Source organism: Noviherbaspirillum sp. FW303-A3 (genome assembly GCF_058788695.1).
In genome coordinates this window covers 3,514,582-3,538,408 of record NZ_JBYTAZ010000001.1, presented here as the reverse complement: position 1 = coordinate 3,538,408, position 23,827 = coordinate 3,514,582, and the positions used below count along the sequence as shown (strand labels likewise).

14 protein-coding genes, 2 tRNA genes and 4 rRNA genes are annotated in these 23,827 nt (G+C 58.6%); 6 read left to right on the top strand and 14 right to left on the bottom strand.

The genetic code is table 11. The features are described 5' to 3' along the window. Positions 1–2: 2 nt before the first annotated feature. On the bottom strand, positions 3–1,862 hold the full coding sequence (locus tag AC3WOY_RS17090; RefSeq protein ID WP_492425858.1) for an ABCB family ABC transporter ATP-binding protein/permease: 1,860 nt from the start codon (positions 1,860–1,862) through the stop codon (positions 3–5). Between the two features lie 97 nt (positions 1,863–1,959). Between AC3WOY_RS17090 and AC3WOY_RS17085 the strand changes: the two genes are divergently transcribed. After that, positions 1,960–2,364, top strand: a complete 405-nt coding sequence (locus AC3WOY_RS17085; RefSeq protein WP_492425856.1) for an acyl-CoA thioesterase — start codon at positions 1,960–1,962, stop codon at positions 2,362–2,364. Positions 2,365–2,455: 91 nt separating this feature from the next. Beyond that, complete coding sequence (locus tag AC3WOY_RS17080) at positions 2,456–4,042, top strand: alkaline phosphatase D family protein (RefSeq protein WP_492425854.1); 1,587 nt, start codon at positions 2,456–2,458, stop codon at positions 4,040–4,042. Positions 4,043–4,099: 57 nt separating this feature from the next. Here AC3WOY_RS17080 and AC3WOY_RS17075 read toward each other — a convergent pair whose 3' ends face one another. The 3 genes from AC3WOY_RS17075 to AC3WOY_RS17065 form a co-directional block, all read right to left on the bottom strand. Beyond that, positions 4,100–5,782, bottom strand: coding sequence for a long-chain fatty acid--CoA ligase (locus AC3WOY_RS17075; protein WP_492425852.1), 1,683 nt, complete (start codon positions 5,780–5,782; stop codon positions 4,100–4,102). Between the two features lie 249 nt (positions 5,783–6,031). Further along, positions 6,032–7,120 (bottom strand): aminopeptidase, encoded by a 1,089-nt coding sequence (locus AC3WOY_RS17070; RefSeq protein ID WP_492425850.1) that lies wholly within the window; start codon positions 7,118–7,120, stop codon positions 6,032–6,034. 12 nt (positions 7,121–7,132) lie between these two features. Further along, positions 7,133–9,205 (bottom strand): molybdopterin-containing oxidoreductase family protein, encoded by a 2,073-nt coding sequence (locus AC3WOY_RS17065; RefSeq protein ID WP_492425848.1) that lies wholly within the window; start codon positions 9,203–9,205, stop codon positions 7,133–7,135. 234 nt (positions 9,206–9,439) lie between these two features. Between AC3WOY_RS17065 and AC3WOY_RS17060 the strand changes: the two genes are divergently transcribed. Next, positions 9,440–10,630 carry a M20 aminoacylase family protein gene (locus AC3WOY_RS17060; RefSeq protein WP_492425846.1) on the top strand — a complete coding sequence of 397 codons (1,191 nt, stop codon included), beginning with the start codon at positions 9,440–9,442 and terminating at the stop codon, positions 10,628–10,630. Continuing rightward, positions 10,615–11,652, top strand: a complete 1,038-nt coding sequence (locus tag AC3WOY_RS17055) for a DUF2891 domain-containing protein (RefSeq protein WP_492425844.1) — start codon at positions 10,615–10,617, stop codon at positions 11,650–11,652. Before AC3WOY_RS17060 ends, AC3WOY_RS17055 begins: the two co-directional genes overlap by 16 nt. Here the strand turns inward: AC3WOY_RS17055 and AC3WOY_RS17050 are convergent. From AC3WOY_RS17050 to AC3WOY_RS17035, 4 genes are all read right to left on the bottom strand, one after another. Then, a complete protein-coding gene (locus tag AC3WOY_RS17050; protein ID WP_492425842.1) occupies positions 11,629–12,483 on the bottom strand; it encodes a DUF3047 domain-containing protein in 855 nt (284 codons plus the stop codon). The genes AC3WOY_RS17055 and AC3WOY_RS17050 overlap by 24 nt on opposite strands. A gap of 27 nt (positions 12,484–12,510) precedes the next feature. Next, positions 12,511–14,283, bottom strand: a complete 1,773-nt coding sequence (locus AC3WOY_RS17045) for an ABC transporter ATP-binding protein/permease (RefSeq protein WP_492425840.1) — start codon at positions 14,281–14,283, stop codon at positions 12,511–12,513. 63 nt (positions 14,284–14,346) lie between these two features. Further along, the gene (locus AC3WOY_RS17040) at positions 14,347–15,339 is read right to left on the bottom strand and encodes a Bug family tripartite tricarboxylate transporter substrate binding protein (RefSeq protein ID WP_492425838.1); all 993 of its coding nucleotides are present in this window, start codon (positions 15,337–15,339) and stop codon (positions 14,347–14,349) included. Between the two features lie 15 nt (positions 15,340–15,354). Next, entirely contained in the window at positions 15,355–16,266 is a 912-nt protein-coding gene (locus AC3WOY_RS17035) for an NAD(P)-dependent oxidoreductase (RefSeq protein WP_492425836.1), read from the bottom strand. A 65-nt stretch (positions 16,267–16,331) separates the two neighbouring features. On the opposite strand from AC3WOY_RS17035, the gene AC3WOY_RS17030 reads away from it, so the two are divergent. Both AC3WOY_RS17030 and AC3WOY_RS17025 read left to right on the top strand, forming a co-directional pair. After that, entirely contained in the window at positions 16,332–17,222 is an 891-nt protein-coding gene (locus AC3WOY_RS17030) for an SMP-30/gluconolactonase/LRE family protein (protein ID WP_492425834.1), read from the top strand. Positions 17,223–17,315: 93 nt separating this feature from the next. Next, positions 17,316–17,864, top strand: a complete 549-nt coding sequence (locus tag AC3WOY_RS17025; RefSeq protein WP_492425832.1) for an acyloxyacyl hydrolase — start codon at positions 17,316–17,318, stop codon at positions 17,862–17,864. A 137-nt stretch (positions 17,865–18,001) separates the two neighbouring features. On the opposite strand, the gene rrf (AC3WOY_RS17020) is transcribed toward AC3WOY_RS17025, so the two are convergent. The 6 genes from rrf (AC3WOY_RS17020) to rrf (AC3WOY_RS16995) form a co-directional block, all read right to left on the bottom strand. Further along, positions 18,002–18,114, bottom strand: a 5S ribosomal RNA gene (gene rrf / locus AC3WOY_RS17020). Positions 18,115–18,266: 152 nt separating this feature from the next. Beyond that, a 23S ribosomal RNA gene (locus AC3WOY_RS17015) occupies positions 18,267–21,141 on the bottom strand. Between the two features lie 284 nt (positions 21,142–21,425). Further along, a tRNA-Ala gene (locus tag AC3WOY_RS17010) sits at positions 21,426–21,501 on the bottom strand. Between the two features lie 9 nt (positions 21,502–21,510). Next, positions 21,511–21,587 (bottom strand) — tRNA-Ile (locus AC3WOY_RS17005). A 68-nt stretch (positions 21,588–21,655) separates the two neighbouring features. Continuing rightward, a 16S ribosomal RNA gene (locus AC3WOY_RS17000) occupies positions 21,656–23,186 on the bottom strand. A gap of 429 nt (positions 23,187–23,615) precedes the next feature. Then, positions 23,616–23,728, bottom strand: a 5S ribosomal RNA gene (gene rrf, locus AC3WOY_RS16995). The 16S, 23S and 5S rRNA genes sit together here with 2 tRNA genes alongside, the layout of an rRNA operon. Positions 23,729–23,827 lie beyond the last annotated feature (99 nt).

The window sequence follows — 23,827 nt, the reverse complement described above, 5'->3', positions numbered from 1 at the left end:
GCTTACGCGACCGCCGGCTCCTCCCCGAGCGGATCGGAACGCGGTGAAGAGGATTGCACCTCCTGGCGGGCCTGCTGACGCTCCCACATCTGGGCATATGCGCCGCCGGCAGCGAGCAGCTGCGCATGGGTGCCGCGCTCGATGATGCGGCCATGGTCAAGCACGAGGATCTGCGCCGCATCAGCAATGGTCGACAGGCGGTGCGCGATCACCAGCGTAGTCCGGTTCTTCGCGATTTCCTTCAGCTGTGCCTGGATGGCCTGTTCCGATTTCGAATCGAGCGCGGAAGTCGCCTCGTCGAAAATCAGGATGGCCGGGTTCTTGAGCAGCGTGCGCGCAATGGCGACACGCTGTTTCTCGCCGCCCGACAACTTCAGGCCGCGTTCTCCGACCATGCTGGCATAGCCGTCGGGAAGGCTTTCGATGAAATCGTGGATGTACGCCGCCTTGGCCGCGGCAACGATCTCGGCCTTGCTCGCATCCGGCTTGCCGTAGGCAATGTTGTACTCGATCGTGTCGTTGAACAGCACGGTGTCCTGGGGCACGATGCCGATTGACTTGCGTAGCGATACTTGCGTCACTGCACGCAGGTCCTGGCCGTCGATGGTAATGCTGCCCTTGTTGATGTCGTAGAAGCGGAACAGCAAACGCGACAGAGTCGACTTGCCCGATCCGCTGTGGCCGACCACCGCTGTCGTCGTGCCGGCGGGAATCGTGAAATCGACGTCGAAGAGAATCTGCCGCTTGGTCTCGTAACTGAAATCGACATGCGAGAAGCTCACCTCCGCCCCCTTGATGTCGAGCGGTTTCGCATCCGGGCTGTCGGCGACTTCCTTGTGCTGGTCGAGCAGCGTGAAGAGCCGTTCCATGTCGGCCAGGCTTTGCTTGATCTCGCGATAAATCACGCCGAGGAAATTCAGCGGAATGTAGAGCTGGATCATGAAGGCATTGACCAGCACCAGGTCGCCGAGCGTCATCGTGCCGTCGATCACGCCTTGGGTCGCGCGCCACAGGATCAGCGTCACGGCGACGGCGATGATGAGGGATTGGCCGGTATTCAGGAGCGACAGGGACGTCTGCGACTTCACGGCGGCCGTTTCCCAGTTCTGCAGGCTCTTGTCGTAACGGCGGGCCTCGTAATCTTCGTTACCGAAGTACTTCACCGTTTCATAGTTGATGAGCGAGTCGATCGCACGCGTGTTCGCCTTGGAATCGAGGTCGTTCATGGTCCGGCGGAATGCGGTGCGCCATTCGGTGACGGCAACGGTATAGGCGATGTAGACAATGAGCGCGCCGAAGGTGATGACCGCGAACCAGATGTCGTAGTGCAGCACCAGGTAGCCGATCACCAGCGAAATTTCGACCAGCGTGGGGAGGATGCTGTACAGCGTATAGGACACCAGCGAGGAGATGCCGCGCGTGCCGCGCTCGATGTCGCGCGTCATGCCGCCGGTCTGACGGTTGAGATGGAAGCGCAGCGACAGCGCATGCAGATGCCGGAATACCTTCAGCGCAACGGTACGCACCGCACTCTGCGTCACCTTGGCGAACACGAATTCGCGCAGCTCGGTAAACATCGTCGTACACAAGCGCAATATGCCGTACGCGATCAGGATGCCGACCGGCAAGACCAGCAATGCGCGGGGATTGTCCGGGCTGATCGTCATGTGGTCGACCAGCGCCTTGAGCACGATCGGCACGCCGACGTTCGCCAGCTTGGCGCCGACCAGGAAAGTCAGGGCCAGCAACATGCGCCACTTGTAGGCCCAGAGATAGGGAAACAATGTCTTGAGCGTCACCCAATCATTGCGTGTTCCCTGGTTGGCTGGCGGCTCGGGTGATGATACGGGATGACGTCTCATGAAAAATGATCAAGAAGTTTGGTTTATGCTGTTGCTTTAACGATTGTAGCCCAGCCCGTTTTTCGGGGCGGCTACCCGCAACAGAGAGGAGAAGAAAATGACTGACCACCAAACCACCCTGCCTACAGGGAAGGTACCGCAACTGCGCGTGATGCCGATGCCCGCCGATGCCAATGTGCACGGCGATGTCTTCGGCGGATGGATCATGGCGCAGGTTGACATCGCCGGCGCGCTGCCGGCAGTGCGCCGCGCCAACGGTCGCGTGGCGACGGTGGCCGTGAACTCCTTCGTATTCAAGCAGCCGGTGTTCGTGGGCGACCTGCTTTCCTTCTATGCGGAAGTCGTCAAGGTGGGCAACACATCGATTACGGTGAACGTCGAGGTCTACGCGGAACGCAACCGCCTGCAGGTGGAAACCGTGAAGGTGACCGAAGCTACATTGACCTACGTCGCGACCGACGAGGAGCGCAAGCCCCGGCAACTGCCGCCGTTGCAAGCATGACCGGCAACAACAGTTTTCGTTCCTGATTTGACTGGCAACCACCGGAACGGTTCATGCCCATGCATGCACCGTTTCCGCGCCTCACTTCGACATGCATCCTGACCGCAGAAGCTTTCTCGCCCTCTCGGCGCGGCTCCTTTCACTGGCCGCGCTCTCGTCGGCATTTCCCTCAGGCGCGGCCACCCGCATCAACGCCTACCCGTTCAGCCTGGGCGTCGCGTCAGGGTCGCCCAGGCCGGACAGCGTGGTTCTCTGGACCCGCATACTGCCCGACCCGCTCGATGCACAGTCCTCGGGGCAAAAGCCGTATTCGGTGCAATGGGAGATCGCGGAGGACGAGGCCTTTCGTCAGGTCGCAGCAAAGGGCAACGCAACAGCGCTGCCCGAACTGGCGCATAGTATCCACGTCGATGCGGCCGGCTTGCATCCTGACCGCTGGTATTGGTACCGCTTCATGCTCGGCGATGCGGTGAGCCCGGTCGGCCGTACCCGCACCGCACCGGCAGCAGACACCATGCCCGCCTCGCTGCGCCTTGCTTTTGCCTCCTGCCAGCACTGGGAGTTCGGCCAGTACGCTGCACACCGGCACATCGCGGCCGAAGCTCCCGATCTTGTCGCCTTCCTCGGTGATTACATTTACGAGTGGGGCGCGTACGAACTCACCCACCCTGCTTCGCCACGCCGGCGCAGCAACGAGTCGATCACGCTGGCGGATTATCGCGCACGCTACGCACAGTACAAGTCCGATCCCCATCTGCAGGCATCGCACCTTGCCGCGCCATGGATCGTGACCTGGGACGATCATGAAGTGGCGAACGACTACGCAGCCGACCGCGACGAGCGGCTCGATACGAATTTCCTCGCGCGCCGGGCGGCAGCCTACCAGGCCTTCTACGAACACATGCCGGTCCGGCTCTCCGCACTCCCCGAAGGTCCGCAGCGATTTGCCCACCTGCGGATTTACGACCGCGTCGACTGGGGGCGCCTGGCGCGCTTCCATGTGCTGGACGACCGCCAGTACCGCTCCTACCACGCATGCCAGCGTGCGGATCGTGGCGGATCGGCGTCCGTGACAACAGCTTGCACCGAACTTGCCGATCCCGCCCGCACACTGCTCGGACAGGAACAGGAAGCGTGGCTGATGGAAGGGTTTGCCTCGTCGGCGGCACGGTGGAACATCCTCGCGCAGCAGACATTCATGGCGCAGGCCTCGCAGGTCCCGGTGATCAACGAGGGAGACGGCCGTTTCTGGAACGATGGCTGGGATGGCTATCCCGCCGCACGCAAACGCCTGCTCGATGGGCTGGCCAGGCACGAGGTCGCCAATCCGGTCGTCATATCGGGCGATGTGCACACCTTTTATGCAGCCGACGTCAGGGCCGACTTTTCCAGGAATGCCTCGGCCGGCAATCCGGTGATCGCTACCGAGTTCTGCGGCACCTCGGTAACGTCCAGTTCGCGTCCCCAGTCACGCATCGACCAGTACGTCGCGCAGAATCCGCACATCAAGTACGGCCGCAGCGACCGGCGCGGATACGCGATGATGGAAGTGAAACCGTCAGGGGCAACGGTGCGGTTCCAGGCGCTGGATGATGTCCGGCTGGCGGACTCGGGCGCCTCGACCGCCGCAAGTTTTGTCGTCGAAAACGGCCGGCCCGGCGTCAACCGCAACGGCTGAGCAGACGAAAAAAAACCGCCTGGCGCGCAGGCGGTTTCTGTCGGAAGGAACGCCTGATCAGGCGGCCTTCTTCTCGTCGCGCAGTTCGCGGCGCAGGATCTTGCCGACGTTGGTCTTCGGCAGCTCGTCGCGGAACTCGATGTACTTCGGTTTCTTGTAGCCGGTGAACTGCTCCTTGCAGTAGTTCATCAGCTGGTCGACCGTCAGCGACGGATCCTTGCGAACCACGAACAGCTTCACGGCTTCGCCCGAGTTGGCATCCGGCACGCCGATGCATGCGCACTCCAGCACGCCCGGATGGGCCGCCACGACGCCCTCGATCTCGTTCGGATACACATTGAAGCCCGACACCAGGATCATGTCTTTCTTGCGGTCGACAATGCGCACATAGCCACGCTCATCCATGATACCGACGTCGCCCGACTTGAAGTAGCCGTCCGGCGTCATGACCTTGGCGGTCTCGTCAGGACGGTTCCAGTAACCCACCATGACCTGCGGGCCGCGGATGCCGATTTCGCCGGGCTGGCCGAGCGGAACAGGCTTGCCGTCGTCGTCGAGGATCGCGATGTCGGTGGACGGGATCGGCAGACCGATCGCGCCGGAGAATTCGGTCGCGGTTGCCGGGTTGATGGTGGCCGACGGCGAGGTCTCGGACAAGCCGTAGCCTTCCACGATCGGGCAGCCGGTAACCTTCAGCCACTTGTCCGCCACCGCCTTCTGCACTGCCATGCCGCCGCCGTTGCAGATCTTCAGGCTGGAGAAGTCGAGCTTGCAGAAGTCGGCATTGTTGAGCAGGCCGTTATAGAGCGTGTTCACCGCAGGCAGCAGGTTGAACTTGTACTTGCCGAGTTCCTTCACGAAGCCGGGAATGTCGCGCGGATTCGGGATCAGGATGTTCATGGCGCCCCAGCGCGTGCCCATCAGGCAGCAGGCTGTCAACGCGAAGATGTGGTACAGCGGCAGCGCGCAGACGATGGTCAGCGGGTCGATCTTCGGCTCTGCCTTCAGCGCCGGCTGCGCCCATGCGTCGTTCTGCAGCACGTTGGCAATGATATTGGCATGCGTCAGCGTCGCGCCCTTCGAGACGCCCGTGGTGCCGCCGGTGTACTGCAGGAAGGCGATGTCTTCGTGCCTGAGGTCGACCGGCTTGAGCGCACTGCGCGCGCCTTCCGACAGGGCCTGCTTGAAGCGGGTCGCATTCGGCAGGGAGAAAGCAGGCACCATCTTCTTCACGTTGCGCACGACGAAGTTGACGATCATGCCCTTCACGCCGCCCAGCATCTCACCCATGCTGGCCACGACGACATGCTTGACCTTGGTTTTGCCGATCACCTGCTCCAGCGTGTGGGCGAAGTTCTCGAGGATGATGATGGCTTCCGCACCCGAATCGTTGAGCTGATGCTCGAGCTCGCGCGGGGTGTAGAGCGGATTGACGTTGACGACGGTGTACCCGGCGCGCAGGACGCCGGCGATGGCGATCGGATACTGCAGCACGTTCGGCATCATGATGGCGACGCGCGCGCCCTTCTTCAGGCCGCGGCCCTGCAGCCATGCGCCGAGCTGCTTGGAATACTGGTCGACGTCCGCGTACGTCAGGAACTTGTCCATGCAGACATAGGCGTTGCGTGACGCGAACTTGCGGAAGGATTCTTCCAGCAGGTGCACCAGCGAGCGGTACTGGGTGTAGTCGATCTCGGACGGAACGCCCTCGGGATAGGACTTCAGCCAAATTTTTTCCATTGTCTGCCTCTTGTCTTGATTGGTGGGATGGTTCGGCCCGTCGAAATAATCGAACGACCGGTTTTTTTTATCATCTTAGATGCTATCGGGGGCTGCGATTGCTGGCAAGTCTTTTACACAAGATCAGAATGGTTTTTCTATAAATTGCGCATTGCAACGCAGCAAAGAATTGACGGCACAGCGCCAAAAATGACAACGCGACCACCAAGGGTCGCGTTGTCATTTTTCCGGTAAACCGTCCATCGAGAATTATTGTGCCTGCTCCGCTGTGTGGATATTTTCAGCAGTCAGCGGCGTCACGTTGCCGAACTGCGCCAATTGGCGATGGCGTTCGTCCTTGTCCAGCGTTGCAAGCTGCCGGACCGCTTCATAGAACTTGTCCATGGTTTTCTGCTTGGCCAGCATGGCTTTGAACCCGGGGACGAAGTCGTGATACGTCGCGATGGCCGACAGATGGGCATTGGAGAGCGGCTCGGCGAACCAGCGGTCATAGCCGGCGTAGCCGCCCCACGACTCCTTCAGCACCAGGTACTCGTCCTTCAGCGACTTGAAGATCGACGCCTTTTCCTGGCGCTTCTCGTCATCGCTGACATCGCGCTCGTAATTTTCCTGCAGCTGCTTGCGATGCTTCATCAGCAGGGCAAGGAAGTCGCGCTTGCGGCCTTCGTACGCCGCGTAGGCCTTGCGCGTTTTCTCGTCGCCGTAGACAGCCATCCAGCGCTCGACGCCGGCTTCTTCCACGGCCACCGCAAACGACTCGTTGAAGCGCGAATCGCCCGGCACGTACACGACCTGGTGCGCGAGTTCATGGAACACGAGGCGCGCGAGTTCGCCGTCCGGGTACTGGATGAAGGTGGAGAGCACCGGATCCTTGAACCAGCCGAGGGTCGAGTAGGCCGGTACGCCGGAGACTTCCACGTCGTACTTTTCCGCGCGCAGCTCGGCCGCATAGGCCTGTGCGTCTTCCTTGCTGTAATAGCCGCGGTAGTTCACGCAGCCGGCGACCGGGAAACACCATTGCAAGGGCTTCAACGACAACTCGGGCGTCGCGACAATGTTCCACATCACGAAGGGACGCTTGAGGTCGGCGTAGGTGGTGAAGGTGTCATTATCCGGCAGGGCCAACTCGCGCGCGGCGAACTGGCGGATCTGCTTGACGCGGGTGAGCTTGCCCTTGAGCTTGTCCTCGACATCCGGGCTGGAGAGCCAGTCGTCGATCGGGCGCGCCTCGGAAAGCAGCGACAGTTGCCCTTGCGCGGCCTGCACGAAATACCCCAGTTGCGCGCATCCCGCAACCAGTCCAGCCACACCGCAAAAGATCAACGCCCGCCACTTCATCTTCATTCCTGCCTACGCTTTTTCCACCTGCACCAGGACGTCATAGAACGTTGGCGCCTTGCCCATGTCGGTCAGCTGCTGGCTGGTGACTTCATTGGCGTTCTTGCCATCGGCGGCAAACTTCTTCCACCAGATCGACAAGCCTACCACCAGCCCGCGCCGTGCTTTGTCTGTCACGCGGACCTTGGCGACGTAGGAACCCCGGTCGTTGAAAATCCTGACCATATTTCCGTCTTCGATGCCGCGTGCAGTCGCGTCGGAAGGATGCATGTCGAGATGCGGTTCGCCTTCCGTATCGCGCAGACTCTGCACATTGACGAATGTGCTGTTGAGAAAGTTCCTTGCCGGCGGAGAAATCATGGCGAGGGGATATTTTTTTCCCAACTCCGGATTGCTGGCCACGGATTCGTACGGCGGGATATACGTAGGCAAAGGATCAAGGCCGGCTGCCTTCATCTGCTCGGAATAGAACTCGCACTTGCCGGAGGGCGTGGGGAATCCGCCGTTGGCAAAGGGCGCGTCGGGCGCGTTGAGCTTCTGCCATCCCTTTCGCTTGAGCGAATCCCAGTCGAAATGCACGGCGCGTACGTCGCTGCGCTTGAAGGCCTGCGCTGCGATGTCGTCATCGCTCTCGCGGAAGCAGGGATCGTCGAAACCCATGCGCGCGGCAAGCAGGCGGAAGACTTCGGTATTCGGCTTGGCTTCACCCAAGGGCGCGACGGCGGCATTGTTGGCCATCATGTAGAGATGGCCATAAGTGGAATGGATATCGACGTGTTCGAGCTGCGTGGTCGCCGGCAGGAGGATGTCGGCGTAATCCGCAGTATCCGTCTGAAAATGCTCGAGCACGACCGTGAACAGGTCCTCGCGCGCGAATCCCAGCGCGACTTTCTGCGATTCCGGCGCCACCGCGACAGGATTCGAGTTGTACACGACCAGCGCCTCGATCTTCGGCCCGAATTCCTGTGAGCTTTCACGCAGCAGGTCGTCGCCGATAGTACTCATGTTGATGGTGCGCGGTTGCCGTTGCAGCAAGTCGGGGCGCTGCAATGCCTGCGGATTCTTCGGGAAGGTGTCGGACGACGATAGCTGGATGCCGCCCGCCGCATGCCGCCATGTCCCGGCCAGCGCCGGCAGGCAGGCAATGTTGCGCACCGCCATGCCGCCGCCATGGACGCGCTGCACGCCGTAATTGACGCGAATGGCCACCGGCTCTCCGCGCTGTGCGGTTCCACCGTATTCGCGCGCCAGCTGCACCACTTCCTCGACCGTGATGCCGCAGGTTTGCGCCGTCCTTTCCGGGGTCCACTCCGCCGCACGTTCCTTCAGCTGTTCGAAGCCGAAGGCATGCTGTTCGATGTACGCCTTGTCGAGCAGTTCTTCGGCGATCATTACGTTCATCATGCCGAGGGCAAGGGCGGCGTCGGTGCCGGGCAGCAGCGCGATGTGCTGGTGGCACTTTTCCGCCGTGAGCGAGCGGTAGGGATCGATCGCGATCAGCCTCGCCCCGCGCCGCTTCGCCTCCTGTGCGCGCATCCAGAAGTGCAGGTTGGAGGCAATCGGGTTGCCGCCCCAGATCAGGATCAACTTGGCATTCTGGAATTGCTCGACGTCAGTGCCGATGCGCGCGCCGATCGTGTACTTGTACCCTTCCCCGCCGGCGGACGCGCAAATGGTGCGGTCGAGCAGTGACGCCCCCAGTTTGTGGAAAAAGCGCGCCGCCATCGACTCGCCCTGCACCAGGCCCATGGTACCTGCGTAACTGTATGGCACGATCGCCTGCGGATTGCGCGCTGCTATGTCGGCCAGGCGGGAGGCAATCGTCTCGATCGCCTCGTCCCAGGTAATGCGCTCAAAACGCCCCTCCCCCTTCCTTCCGACGCGTTTCATCGGGTGCAGCAAGCGGTCCTTGTGGTACGTCCGCTCGGTGTACTTCGACACCTTCGTGCACAGCACGCCGGCAGTGGTGGGATGATCGGGATCGCCCTTCACCTGGACGGCAACGCCGTCTTCCACGGTGACGAGGAGCGCGCAGGTATCGGGACAATCATGGGGACAGGTGGCGCGGACAATTGAAGTGGTCATAACACATCCGAAAAGCCGCCGGACGCTCGCTTGTGGCAAGTGTCCGGCGCGATAAAAAATGGGCAGGGGCCGCTCGCGTGCACCGCAGCATAATTCCATGCCGCAGCGGCGTTTGCAGTAGTTAAAATATACCCTCTCGGCCTAAGCGTAATATACCTATATCGCAGGCCGCTCGCATGCCGCAAAGCAATAATCGCTTTATCACATCCCCGGCATGCGCTCCCGGAGGCAAACATGAAGTTGATCGACCCGATTCTCGAATTCCAATCCGAACTGCGCCAGATCCGACGCGATATCCACGCGCATCCGGAGCTCTGTTTCGAAGAGCGGCGCACCGCTGAACTCGTCGCGCAAAAACTGGCCGGCTGGGGCATTCCCGTCATTCGCGGCATGGGCACGACCGGCGTCGTCGGCATTATCAGGAATGGCACCAGTCACCGCGCCGTCGGCCTGCGCGCCGACATGGACGCCCTGCCCGTGCAGGAAATCAACACCTTCCCGCATGCCTCGCGCCACGCCGGCAAGATGCATGCATGCGGACACGACGGACATGTCGCCATGCTGCTCGGCGCGGCACGTTACCTGTCGCAGCATCGCAATTTCGACGGCACCGTGTACCTGATCTTCCAACCCGCGGAAGAAGGCGGCGGCGGCGCACGGCGCATGATGGAAGACGGCCTGTTCAGGGAATGTCCGATGGAAGCCGTGTTCGGCATGCACAACTGGCCCGGCGTTCCCGTCGGTACCTTCGGCGTGACCGCCGGGCCGATGATGGCTTCGTCGAATGAATTCGAAGTCATCGTCAAGGGCAAGGGCGCGCATGCCGCGCAACCGCACAAGGGCATCGATCCGATCATGGTGGCGGTACAGATCGCGCAAAGCTGGCAAACCATCGTCACGCGCAACAGGAACCCGCTCGATGCGGCCGTGCTGTCGATCACGCAGATCCACGCCGGCAGCGCCACCAACATCATCCCCGACGAAGCGATGCTGGTCGGCACGGTTCGCACCTTTACCACGCCCACGCTGGACCTGATGGAGCAGCGCATGCAGGCGATCGCCGAACATACCGCGGCGGCCTTCGACGCCACGGTGGATTTCCGTTTCAAGCGCAATTATCCGCCTTTGGTGAACCATGCGAAGGAAACGGCGTTCGCCGTCGATGTCATGCGATCCATCGTCGGCTCGGACAGGGTCGACGCGCAAGTAGAGCCGACCATGGGCGCGGAAGATTTCGCGTTCATGCTGCAGGAAAAGCCGGGCTGCTACGTCTTCATTGGCAACGGCGAAGGTGCCCACCGCGACAGCGGCCACGGACTGGGCCCCTGCAACCTGCACAACCCGAGTTACGACTTCAACGACGACCTGCTGCCCATCGGGGCGACCTACTGGGTGCGTCTGGCCGAGGCGTGGCTGGCAAAGTGACCACCGCACAGGAACGCCATTCCTTGCAGCGATACGCGTCGCCATTCGCACGCGTCGCCCTTGAAAATGTCCTGCGCGAATATCCTAACAAACCGGATCATCTCCTGACCGGCAGCGCCGACCTGCGCAGTCCGCGCGAGTTGCACCCGGCTTTCTATGGCAGCTACGACTGGCACTCGAGCGTGCACATGCATTGGCTGCTGGCGCGTCTGCTGCGCGAGATGCCCGAACTGCCCGAGCGTGCGCAGGTGCAGGATGTTTTCGACCGGCACTTCAGCCCGGAAAATATCGCCATGGAAACGTCCTATTTGCGGCATCCGGCACGCCGCACTTTCGAACGCCCCTACGGCTGGGCCTGGCTGCTGAAGCTGCAGGCAGAGCTGCATATGCTCGCGTCCACCGAGGGCGTCGCGGCCAGATGGCGTGACAATCTTCAGCCGCTTGCCGAAGCCGTTGTCGACAGCTATCAGGAATTCCTGCCCCTGGCGCAATATCCCGTGCGCGCCGGCACGCACGCCAACAGCGCCTTCGGACTGTTGCTGGCGCTCGATTACGCGGAAACCGTCCAGCACCTGGCCCTGCGTCGCCTGATTTCCGCCAAGGCGAGTGCCTGGTTCGGCCGCGACCGACGTTATCCCGCCGCCTATGAACCGGGCGGCGACGATTTCCTGTCAGCAGGATTGGTGGAAGCTGCACTCATGCTGCGGCTGGTCGACGGCTGCAGCTATGCGGATTGGTGGGAGCTGTTCTGCCCGACGCAGAGCGACCTGGCGACCTGGCTGCTGCCGGTGCAGGTGACCGACCGCAGCGATCCCAAGCTGGCTCACCTGGACGGCGTGAACCTGTCACGCGCATGGTGCTGGAAGAGGATACGCCCGCAACTGGATGCTGCCTTGCGTGCAAAAGTCGACACAGCCATCGATGTGCATCTCGATGCCGCGCTGCCCGGCACCGTCAGCGGCGACTACGCCGGCACGCACTGGCTGGCAAGTTTCGCCTTACTTGCGCTGACTGAGGGATAAGGACGGCTGCGCCGCGCCCGGACCGGAATGATGCGCAAAGCGTTCGCGCAGCAGCTGGATATCGCCATACCACGCTTCCGCCGATTCACCGGTGTTGTCGGTGTCGGTGAGCACGCCCACGCCGATCAGGCGTCCCGGCTTTTCGCCGAATGCCTTCTCGTAATCCTCGACGATATTGCGCGCGAAGTTGCGCCACTCGCCGATCCCATCCGATCCGCTTTCAGCGACCATCATCTTGATGCGGCTGGTATAGGTGCTGCCGATCACCGTACCGGTCGGTTTGTTGTTTTCCCAGATGTACATCAGCGTCGCATACGGGAATTCGTAGCCCGTCATCACGCGCGCCGTCTCGAACAGCACCTGGTCGGTAAAAGGCATGGTGTCCTTGTCGCCATCGAAGCCAAGGATGACGCGCACGGGCGAATCCTCGGTCGCGCGCTTGGTGTTGTCCGCCGAATTGACGAGGCTGGTGATCTGCCAGCTCCAGTGCAGCCACGGCTGTTGCTGCGCGTTGATGTCGACCTTGTGCATGAGCCCGGACGACGCGCTGTCGGCGCGCGCATGCAGGACCGTCGTGCTGTCCTTGTTCACCAGCTCGTAAAGAGTCTGCTTCTTGTTTCGCAGCAGGATCATCGGCTCCCAGCCTTGCGGCAGGCCGCCGGTGGGATTTGACGAGAAAACGGAGAGTGTCGTATCCGCCTGAGCACGGACCGCAGGAGCATCCGGCTTCACGGATTCCTGTTGCGAAGCGCAGCCAGCGAGGGACAACAGCATTCCGAGCGGAATGACGAAGCGTTTCATGTCGATCCAATCCAGTGTTGCGATCGACATGACCGGCATGTGCGTCGCGCCGCCCGATTACGGGCTGGGGAGTTGAGATGCTCGAATTGTATAGCGTGACATCCCCGTAGCGTGCGCTAACCTGTCCAAAACCGGCGATTCATGGACAAACTGCCAACGAATCCCGTGATATTTGGCCACCGCCTCGCGGTGGGCGATGCTCACCAGTGCCGCTTCCGGCAACTCGCGCAGGATGGCCTCGTACAGCGCGGCTTCGGAATCCGGATCAAGCGCGCTGGTCGCCTCGTCGAGGAACAGCGCATCCGGCCGCATGAGCAGCGCGCGCACAAACGCCAGCCGCTGCTGTTCGCCGGGAGACAGGCGCTGGCTCCAGTTATCGGCTTCATCCAGCTTTTCCACCAGGTGCGGCAGCATGCACAGCTCCAGGTAATGCCCTATCGCACGGTCCTTGTATGCGTGCTCTTCGGCCGGATAGGCGATTGCCGCACGCAGGGTGCCGATAGGCAGATAACTCTTCTGGGGCAGGAAAAGCAGCCTGGCCTGGTTCGGAATCTCGACGCTTCCCGCACCATAAGGCCAGATCCCGGCCAGTGCCCGGAACAAGGTCGATTTTCCGCAGCCGGAAGGCCCGGTGACGAGAATGCGCTGCCCCACCCGCACCTCGCCGGAAATCGGCGCGGTGAGCGGTGTGCCTGCCGGCAGATGCAAGGCGACCCCGTCAAGCAGGATGGCACCGACATTGTTGCGTGCCACGCCAATACCCGCACTTTGCATGCGGGCGGACGTGACGGCGGCATGGAATCCGGCAAGACGATTGACGCTGGCCTTCCAGCTCGCCAGCGAGCTGAAGGCGTTGATGAACCAGGAAAGCGCCTCCTGCACATGCCCGAAGGCTGAACTGATCTGCATCAGCCCGCCCAAGGTGATCGCCCCCGAAAAGTAGCGCGGCGCCCCGACAAGGAACGGAAAGATGATGGCGAACTGCGCATAGAAATTGGATGCCACGTTGAGCCGCTTGGTCGTGCGCATGATTTCCCACCAGTTGCGGCGGATTCTTTCAAAGCGCCCATCCAGCTGCGACTGCTCCTGCACTTCGCCGCGGTACAGCGCAACGGCCTCCGCATATTCACGGATACGCACAAGGCCAAAGCGGAAGTCCGCCTCATACCGCTGCTGGTTGAAGTTCTGCAGTACCAGCGGTTTGCCGATCACCCACACCAGCATGGAACCGATGAGCGCGTATGCCACCGCGAACCAGACCATGTATCCGGGAACGGTGACTTCCTGCGCGCCGAGCATGAACGACAACGGCCCGCTCACCGACCACAGGATACCGACGAAGGACACCAGCGTCACGACCGCGGACAACAGCCCGAGCGACAGGGTCAGCGTGCCGCTGGTCAGGAAGTTCAGGTCTTCCGCAATCCGCTGGTCCGGGTTGTCCGCGCTGCGCGTCTGTTCGATCCGGTAATACGCCTGGTTGGCCAGCCACTCATCAAGATACTGCCGCGTCATCCAGGCACGCCAGCGCATTTCCAGCGCCTGGGTCAGGTAGACGCGGTAGATCGCCACCGCGATGTAAATGAAAGCGAGGTAGGAAAATCGCCAGAGCTGTTCCTTGAACGCGTCGTACTCCTTGTTTTCCAGCGCATTATAGAAGTCGCGGTTCCATGCGTTGAAAAGCACATCGAGATACACCATGCCCAGCGCGAGGGCGATCACTGCAGCAAGCAGTCCGCGCGCGCGCCACTTTTCCTCTGAACTCCAGTACGGTTTGATGAGATGCCATACCGCGCGCCAGTCGGTGCGCACATGAACATTGGCTGTCATAGAAATAGGTATTCGGGAAATGCCGGCGATGGCCACCAATGCATCGCCGGCAGGAATGCAGGATCAGTCGACCTTCGCGCCTGAGTCCTTGACGACCTTGGCCCATTTCCGGGTTTCGGCCTGGATGTGGGCGGCGAATTGCTCGGGTGTGTTCCCGACCGGATCCGCGCCCTGCGCAACAAGCTTTTCCTTGACGGCTGGACTGGACAGCGCCTTGGCAATTTCCTGCTGCAGCTTGTTGACGATATCCGGCGGCGTGCCGGCTGGAGCCAGGATGCCAAACCAGGAGCTCGCCTCAAAGCCTGCAAGGTCTCCGCCCGCCTGAGCGATCGGCGGAACGTCGGGCAGTGCCGGCGACGGCTTCGCGCTCGTCAGACCCAGCGCCTTCAGCCGTCCGGCCTTGATGTACGGCATCGCCGACGGCAGGTTGTCGAACATCAGGTCGGCCTGCCCCCCAAGCAGGTCCGTGATCGCCGGAGCTGACCCGCGGTAAGGGATGTGCACCATGAAGGTCTTCGTCTGCGTTTTGAAAAGTTCGCCGGCGAGATGGATGGACGTGCCGTTACCGCTCGATGCCATGTTCAGGCGCCCGGGATGGGCCTTCACATAGTCGACGAAGCTCTTTACATCGGTGATCTTGTTTTTCTCTGCAAGCGCCGCATTCAAGACGAGGACGTTCGGCACAGCTGCGACCAGCGTCACCGGTGCAAAATCCTTGACCGGATCGAAGGACAGCTTCGAATACAGCGACTGGTTGATCGAATGCGTCCCCACCGTTCCCATCAGCAGGGTGTATCCGTCCGGCGGCGATTTCGCCACGATTTCCGAGCCGATGTTGCCGCCGGCTCCCGGCCGGTTATCGATGATGACCTGTTGTCCCCATGCTTTCGACAGCTCGCCTCCCACCGCGCGCGCAAGGATGTCTGTCGTACCGCCCGGGGGAAATGGCACAACGAGTTTGATCGGCTTGCTCGGATAAGCCTGGGCCAGGACAGCGCCGCTGCCCGCTACGGCGACTGCGGCGGCAACAATGGAAAACCAGTGTTTCAACTTCATCGCATCTCCTTCGTCTCATGGTAGTTTGTCCGGAGCATCGCCGACACGCTTGCCGGGATTGAGGCGTTCCAGTGCAAGCAGGGCAGCTGATTGATCCGCGTTGGGTACTGCATCCAGAATACTGCGATAAGTCTGCGTAACAAGTTCGGCAACGGGCAGCGTTACCCCGGCCGCGGCCGCAGCGACCAGGACATTGTCGAGATCCTTCGCCTGGCTCTTCACCTGTCCACCGGGAAGAAAATTTCGATCGAGCATGCGCTGGCCATGCACCTCGAGAATCCGGCTTTCCGCAAAGCCCCCGCGGAGTGCGGTGCGCACTGCGGCGGGGTCTGCACCTCCGGCCTGCGCCAGGAGCAATGCTTCGGCCACGATGCACAACGTGCCGCCAACGATCAGCTGATTGCACAATTTGGCAACCTGCCCGCTCCCAGCAGGCCCGACCAGCGTCGGCCGCCCCATTACATTCAGCACAGGCTCCGCACAAGCAAAGTCTTCCGAATCGCCACCCGCCATAATGGCAAGCGTCCCGGCCTCGGCCCCCAGCACGCCGCCCGATACCGGCGCATCAATAAAGTGGAGCCCGAATCCTTTCAAATATGCATGAAACTCCTGCGCTTCCGATTGCCGCGTCGAACTCATGTCGATGACCATAGTCCCAGGTCGCATCGCAGGTGCAGAGGCCTGCAGCACATCGCGGACAATCGGCCCGGCTTCCAGCATCGTGATCACGATATCCGCCTGCTTTACAGCATCAGAAACCCGCTCTTCCACGACTGCGTTCATTGCCTCGAGCGGCATTGCCTTTGCTCGCGTACGATTCCATGCGACCAATGGAAATCCAGCCTGCAACAATCGTGTCGCCATCGGCTTCCCCATCAGCCCGATACCCAAAAATGCGATGGTCGGCAGCGTAGCATTCGCGCTCAAGTCGGTCTCCTGTTGATTCAGTTTGTCGGATAATGATGCATCATCATCTCAAAAAACCAACTTTCATGCCCGCAATCGACATACAGGTGGTTCCGGATTCATGCGTGCTGCTTGGCGAATGTCCGTTATGGCATCCGGAAGAACAGGCGCTGTACTGGATCGACATCGCTGGCCTTGCCGTGCATCGGTTTGATCCTGCAAGTAAAGCACGCGCGTCCTGGCCCCTGCCCTCCGAACCCGGATGCATTGCATGGAGCATTGGCGGCGGACTTGTTGTCGCAATGCGCTCCGGAATCGCCATGCTCGACACGCGCAACGGTGATTTGCGCCGTATCGTCGATGCACCTTACGACGCGTCGCGTATCCGCTTCAACGACGGGCGATGCGATGCTGCAGGGCGTCTCTGGATAGGCACGCTCTCCGATGACCGCAGCCAGGCGCTGGGGGCACTGTATTGCCTCGAACGAGGCATCATCCGCAAGGTCGGCAATCCTGTAACAGTCTCGAATGGCCTCGCATTCGGGATCGATAACCGCAAGATCTATCACGCAGACACGACTGCACACCGGATTTCTGTGTACGACTACGACCTTGCTTCCGGCTCTCTGGACGGCGGCCGTCTTTTCAAGCAATTCCCTGATGTCCGGGATGAAAATTATGGCGGCCGTCCCGACGGCGCGGCGGTGGACAATGGGGATTCCTACTGGTGCGCGATGTATGAAGGGAGCAAATTATTGTGCATTTCCCCCAAAGGAGACATCCTGCAAGATATCGCGCTTCCCGTTACTTGTCCCACGATGCCCGCCTTCGGTGGCGCGGATTTGCGAACGATATATATCACGACAGTAAGGCATAAGCGCACGGACATCGAGTTGAATGCCCGCCCGTTTTCTGGATACGTGTTATCTCTTCAGGTCGACATTCCTGGCCGCGCGGAACATGCGTATATCCCATAAGGCCAGTATTTAAATTGCCATCCGGACAAATTTCGGTTTTTGCGTAAAATAGAAACTTGTCATTTCTGACTTCAATGCGAAAGGGAATAACGGATGAATGCAATCCGCACAAGCACTACGGCACTTGTTATCGGCTGCTTGCTTACCACGCTCTCTCCGGCAAGCCTTGCTGCGGACTCTATATCCGTTGAATTTGGAACTGGCGACAAGACAAAAATGGTGCGCCTCGGCGCCCAATGGAAGTGGAACTCGACGTGGTGGAACACTAACGGAACGCATATTGGCGGTTATTGGGAACTGACAGCAGCCCATTGGAGAGGCAATCGATTCCAGAACATCCCCGGCAATACGCAAAATATTACTGCAGTAGGCATCACGCCAGTTTTCCGCTTCCAGAACAACAGCTTGAAGGGTTTTTACGCTGAAGCCGGCATCGGTGCCCACCTGCTATCCGAGCTCTACGATAACAACAACAAGCAGCTTTCGACACGCTTCCAGTTCGGCGACCACATCGGCATCGGGTATGTCTTTACCAACAATGCCGATGTCAGCCTGAAGATTCAGCATTTCTCGAACGGAAGCATAAAGAAACCAAACGATGGCGTGAACTTCGCTGTCGTGCGAGTCAGCTATCCGTTTTAGGTAGCCGATCGACATCTGCGGGGATCGCTGCACTCCCCCTCGTCGCCATCTGCCACCTGCCGGCACAGTCACGATTCTGCCGGTGCAAAGCAAAAAGCCCCGCCTTCGTTCGAAGGAGGGGCTCATGCGAATAACAAGCCTGACGATTACCTACTTTCACACTGGTTGCAGCACTATCATCGGCGCGACGTCGTTTCACGGTCCTGTTCGGGATGGGAAGGGGTGGGACCAACGCGCTATGGTCATCAGGCATAACTTGTAGCGTTGCATGTATTGCCGTTGCTGCTGGCGGATACAAACAACTCAATCTGGGAAGAAGCAGTAGTTAGGGGTACTACAAATTGGCGGGTGTGATTGAACAGTCATTCACACGCTTACTTGCCTATACCTTGCTAAGGTTATAGGGACAAGCCGCACGGGCAATTAGTATCAGTTAGCTTAACGCATTACTGCGCTTCCACACCTGACCTATCAACGTCCTGGTCTCGAACGACCCTTTAGGGAGATCAAGTCTCCGGGAAGTCTCATCTTGAGGCAAGTTTCCCGCTTAGATGCTTTCAGCGGTTATCTCTTCCGAACTTAGCTACCCGGCAATGCCACTGGCGTGACAACCGGTACACCAGAGGTTCGTCCACTCCGGTCCTCTCGTACTAGGAGCAGCCCCCCTCAAACTTCCAACGCCCACGGCAGATAGGGACCAAACTGTCTCACGACGTTTTAAACCCAGCTCACGTACCACTTTAAATGGCGAACAGCCATACCCTTGGGACCGGCTACAGCCCCAGGATGTGATGAGCCGACATCGAGGTGCCAAACTCCCCCGTCGATATGAACTCTTGGGAGGAATCAGCCTGTTATCCCCAGAGTACCTTTTATCCGTTGAGCGATGGCCCTTCCATACAGAACCACCGGATCACTATGTCCTACTTTCGTACCTGCTCGACTTGTCAGTCTCGCAGTTAAGCACGCTTATGCCATTGCACTATTAGCACGATGTCCGACCGTACCTAGCGTACCTTCGAACTCCTCCGTTACACTTTGGGAGGAGACCGCCCCAGTCAAACTGCCTACCATGCACTGTCCCCGATCCGGATAACGGACCAAGGTTAGAACCTCAAACAAACCAGGGTGGTATTTCAAGGTTGGCTCCACGGCAACTGGCGTCACCGCTTCAAAGCCTCCCACCTATCCTACACAGATTGGTTCAAAGTCCAATGCAAAGCTACAGTAAAGGTTCATGGGGTCTTTCCGTCTAGCCGCGGGTAGATTGCATCATCACAAACACTTCAACTTCGCTGAGTCTCGGGAGGAGACAGTGTGGCCATCGTTACGCCATTCGTGCAGGTCGGAACTTACCCGACAAGGAATTTCGCTACCTTAGGACCGTTATAGTTACGGCCGCCGTTTACTGGGACTTCAATCAAGAGCTTGCACCCCATCATTTAATCTTCCAGCACCGGGCAGGCGTCACACCCTATACGTCCACTTTCGTGTTTGCAGAGTGCTGTGTTTTTATTAAACAGTCGCAGCCACCAGTTTATTGCAACCCCTTCACCCTCCTGGCGCAGGCCAGTCAAGCTACAAGGGCGTACCTTATCCCGAAGTTACGGTACCAATTTGCCGAGTTCCTTCTCCCGAGTTCTCTCAAGCGCCTTAGAATACTCATCTCGCCCACCTGTGTCGGTTTGCGGTACGGTCTCGTTAGACTGAAGCTTAGAGGCTTTTCTTGGAACCACTTCCGATTGCTTCGCGGCATAAAGCCGCTCGTCCCAACCCCTTGAATTACGCGCCCGGATTTGCCTAAGCGCCTTCTTTGAGTTAGGAACCGGGACATCCAACACCCGGACAACCTTCCGCGATCCGTCCCCCCATCGCATCTAACGACGGTGCAGGAATATTAACCTGCTTCCCATCAGCTACGCATCTCTGCCTCGCCTTAGGGGCCGACTCACCCTGCTCCGATGAACGTTGAACAGGAAACCTTGGGCTTACGGCGTGCGGGCCTTTCACCCGCATTATCGCTACTCATGTCAGCATTCGCACTTCTGATACCTCCAGCATCCTTTACAAGACACCTTCGCAGGCTTACAGAACGCTCTCCTACCATATGCTTACGCATATCCGCAGCTTCGGTGACTGGCTTAGCCCCGTTACATCTTCCGCGCAGGACGACTCGATCAGTGAGCTATTACGCTTTCTTTAAAGGATGGCTGCTTCTAAGCCAACCTCCTGACTGTTTTAGCCTTCCCACTTCGTTTTCCACTTAGCCAATCTTTGGGACCTTAGCTGGCGGTCTGGGTTGTTTCCCTCTTGACGTCGGACGTTAGCACCCGGCGTCTGTCTCCCAAGCTCGCACTCATCGGTATTCGGAGTTTGCAATGGTTTGGTAAGTCGCGATGACCCCCTAGCCATAACAGTGCTCTACCCCCGATGGTGATACTTGAGGCACTACCTAAATAGTTTTCGGAGAGAACCAGCTATTTCCAAGTTTGTTTAGCCTTTCACCCCTACCCACAGCTCATCCCCTAACTTTTCAACGTTAGTGGGTTCGGACCTCCAGTACCTGTTACGGCACCTTCATCCTGGCCATGGGTAGATCACTTGGTTTCGGGTCTACACCCAGCGACTGAACGCCCTATTCGGACTCGATTTCTCTACGGCTTCCCTATGCGGTTAACCTTGCCACTGAATGTAAGTCGCTGACCCATTATACAAAAGGTACGCAGTCACCCCTTGCGAGGCTCCTACTGTTTGTATGCACACGGTTTCAGGTTCTATTTCACTCCCCTTCCGGGGTTCTTTTCGCCTTTCCCTCACGGTACTGGTTCACTATCGGTCGATATCGAGTATTTAGCCTTGGAGGATGGTCCCCCCATGTTCAGACAGGGTTTCACGTGCCCCGCCCTACTTGTCGCAAGCTTAGTTCCACACCAGGGATTTCGTGTAAGGGGCTATCACCCTCTATGGCCGCACTTTCCAGAGCGTTCCACTATCGCTGATGCTAAATCTTGCAGGCTGTTCCCATTTCGCTCGCCACTACTTTGGGAATCTCGGTTGATTTCTTTTCCTGCAGCTACTTAGATGTTTCAGTTCGCCGCGTTCGCTTCCACACACCTATGTATTCAGTGTGGGATGACCCAAAGGGCCGGGTTTCCCCATTCGGAAATCTGCGGATCAAAGTGTGTTTGCTCACTCCCCGCAGCTTATCGCAAGCTACTACGTCCTTCATCGCCTGATATCGCCAAGGCATCCACCATGTGCACTTATTCGCTTGTCCCTATAACGTTAGCTTCTCTTGCGAGAAACGCTATAGAGCTTGAGTTTGCGTGCCGTATTCCAGACTACTCGCATTGCTGCGAGAACTCTTTCATACATATGATTGATACAATCACAACCCACCAGTCGCAACCAACACGTCATCACAACGCATCAGCTACAACTGATAAATTCTTTACTACTTCTTCCAGATTGTTAAAGAACAAAACAGCCTATTGATCGTAAAAGATCAAACCTAAATCTCGTCGCCTGCGCTGTGCACGCGATGACTTAGGTTTGATGTTTTGGTGGAGGTTGACGGGATCGAACCGACGACCCCCTGCTTGCAAAGCAGGTGCTCTCCCAGCTGAGCTAAACCCCCGAAACTTGATGGTGGGTCTAGTTGGGCTCGAACCAACGACCCCCGCGTTATCAACACGGTGCTCTAACCAGCTGAGCTACAGACCCATTTGTTGCTGTTCTGTTTTACTAACACACCGATAAGTGTGAACGCTTGATTTGGATGCGAACTCTAGAAAGGAGGTGATCCAGCCGCACCTTCCGATACGGCTACCTTGTTACGACTTCACCCCAGTCACGAATCCTACCGTGGTAAGCGCCCTCCTTGCGGTTAGGCTACCTACTTCTGGTAAAACCCGCTCCCATGGTGTGACGGGCGGTGTGTACAAGACCCGGGAACGTATTCACCGCGACATGCTGATCCGCGATTACTAGCGATTCCAACTTCATGCAGTCGAGTTGCAGACTACAATCCGGACTACGATACACTTTCTGGGATTAGCTCCCCCTCGCGGGTTGGCGGCCCTCTGTATGTACCATTGTATGACGTGTGAAGCCCTACCCATAAGGGCCATGAGGACTTGACGTCATCCCCACCTTCCTCCGGTTTGTCACCGGCAGTCTCATTAGAGTGCCCTTTCGTAGCAACTAATGACAAGGGTTGCGCTCGTTGCGGGACTTAACCCAACATCTCACGACACGAGCTGACGACAGCCATGCAGCACCTGTGCGCCGGTTCTCTTTCGAGCACTCCCAGATCTCTCCAGGATTCCGACCATGTCAAGGGTAGGTAAGGTTTTTCGCGTTGCATCGAATTAATCCACATCATCCACCGCTTGTGCGGGTCCCCGTCAATTCCTTTGAGTTTTAATCTTGCGACCGTACTCCCCAGGCGGTCAACTTCACGCGTTAGCTGCGTTACCAAGTCAATTAAGACCCGACAACTAGTTGACATCGTTTAGGGCGTGGACTACCAGGGTATCTAATCCTGTTTGCTCCCCACGCTTTCGTGCATGAGCGTCAGTGTTATCCCAGGGGGCTGCCTTCGCCATCGGTATTCCTCCACATATCTACGCATTTCACTGCTACACGTGGAATTCTACCCCCCTCTGACACACTCTAGCCGTGCAGTCACAAATGCAGTTCCCAGGTTAAGCCCGGGGATTTCACATCTGTCTTGCACAACCGCCTGCGCACGCTTTACGCCCAGTAATTCCGATTAACGCTTGCACCCTACGTATTACCGCGGCTGCTGGCACGTAGTTAGCCGGTGCTTATTCTTCCGGTACCGTCATCCACCCAGGGTATTAGCCCAGGCGATTTCTTTCCGAACAAAAGTGCTTTACAACCCGAAGGCCTTCTTCACACACGCGGCATTGCTGGATCAGGGTTGCCCCCATTGTCCAAAATTCCCCACTGCTGCCTCCCGTAGGAGTCTGGGCCGTGTCTCAGTCCCAGTGTGGCTGGTCGTCCTCTCAGACCAGCTACTGATCGTCGCCTTGGTAGGCTTTTACCCCACCAACTAGCTAATCAGATATCGGCCGCTCCAGGAGCATGAGGTCTTGCGATCCCCCACTTTCATCCGTAGATCGTATGCGGTATTAGCTAGTCTTTCGACTAGTTATCCCCCACTCCAGGGCACGTTCCGATATATTACTCACCCGTTCGCCACTCGCCGCCAGGATTGCTCCCGCGCTGCCGTTCGACTTGCATGTGTAAGGCATGCCGCCAGCGTTCAATCTGAGCCAGGATCAAACTCTTCAGTTCAATCTCTGTTGTGGCATTGCTGCCAGGTTCCGAAGAACCGTCGCTCACTCAAAATACTGACAGGTATGTTCTTGCGAACTTACCTATATTTTTTTGTGAGCACTTAATGTTTTAAGTTCTACGCTGAGTCACCCCAGCGCCGCACTTCCACCAAGCGCCCACACTTATCGGCTGTTATTTTTTAAAGAACTTACTCCGCCAGGCACCCTGTCGAGCACCTCGCCGCGAATCGTTTTGTTCGTCAGCAGCAGAGAAACGAGATTATTAAGCACTTTCAGTTTCGCGTCAATACCTTTGTTTTAAAAGTTTTGACGCCGCTTCTTGTTAGCTCATCACCTCAATGCACTACGTTATAGATCATTGAAATTATGGGCTGACACTTAAAGCAAAAGGCCCTAGCGATTAGGCTAGGGCCTTTGCGAATAACAAGCCTGACGATTACCTACTTTCACACTGGTTGCAGCACTATCATCGGCGCGACGTCGTTTCACGGTCCTGTTCGGGATGGGAAGGGGTGGGACCAACGCGCTATGGTCATCAGGCATAACTTGTAGCGTTGCATGTATTGCCGTTGCTGCTGGCGGATACAAACAACTCAATCTGGGAAGAAGCAGTAGTTAGGGGTACTACAAATTGGCGGG

What these genes read in the sequence shown, in the direction of transcription:
- AC3WOY_RS17060 (WP_492425846.1), top strand. Translation starts at nt 9,440, where the DNA reads ATGAAGTTGATCGACCCGATTCTCGAATTCCAATCCGAACTGCGCCAG.
- AC3WOY_RS17080 (WP_492425854.1), top strand. Translation starts at nt 2,456, where the DNA reads ATGCATCCTGACCGCAGAAGCTTTCTCGCCCTCTCGGCGCGGCTCCTT.
- AC3WOY_RS17070 (WP_492425850.1), bottom strand. Translation starts at nt 7,120, where the DNA reads ATGAAGTGGCGGGCGTTGATCTTTTGCGGTGTGGCTGGACTGGTTGCG.
- AC3WOY_RS17030 (WP_492425834.1), top strand. Translation starts at nt 16,332, where the DNA reads ATGCCCGCAATCGACATACAGGTGGTTCCGGATTCATGCGTGCTGCTT.
- AC3WOY_RS17090 (WP_492425858.1), bottom strand. Translation starts at nt 1,862, where the DNA reads ATGAGACGTCATCCCGTATCATCACCCGAGCCGCCAGCCAACCAGGGA.
- AC3WOY_RS17050 (WP_492425842.1), bottom strand. Translation starts at nt 12,483, where the DNA reads ATGTCGATCGCAACACTGGATTGGATCGACATGAAACGCTTCGTCATT.
- AC3WOY_RS17065 (WP_492425848.1), bottom strand. Translation starts at nt 9,205, where the DNA reads ATGACCACTTCAATTGTCCGCGCCACCTGTCCCCATGATTGTCCCGAT.
- AC3WOY_RS17025 (WP_492425832.1), top strand. Translation starts at nt 17,316, where the DNA reads ATGAATGCAATCCGCACAAGCACTACGGCACTTGTTATCGGCTGCTTG.
- AC3WOY_RS17085 (WP_492425856.1), top strand. Translation starts at nt 1,960, where the DNA reads ATGACTGACCACCAAACCACCCTGCCTACAGGGAAGGTACCGCAACTG.
- AC3WOY_RS17045 (WP_492425840.1), bottom strand. Translation starts at nt 14,283, where the DNA reads ATGACAGCCAATGTTCATGTGCGCACCGACTGGCGCGCGGTATGGCAT.
- AC3WOY_RS17040 (WP_492425838.1), bottom strand. Translation starts at nt 15,339, where the DNA reads ATGAAGTTGAAACACTGGTTTTCCATTGTTGCCGCCGCAGTCGCCGTA.
- AC3WOY_RS17075 (WP_492425852.1), bottom strand. Translation starts at nt 5,782, where the DNA reads ATGGAAAAAATTTGGCTGAAGTCCTATCCCGAGGGCGTTCCGTCCGAG.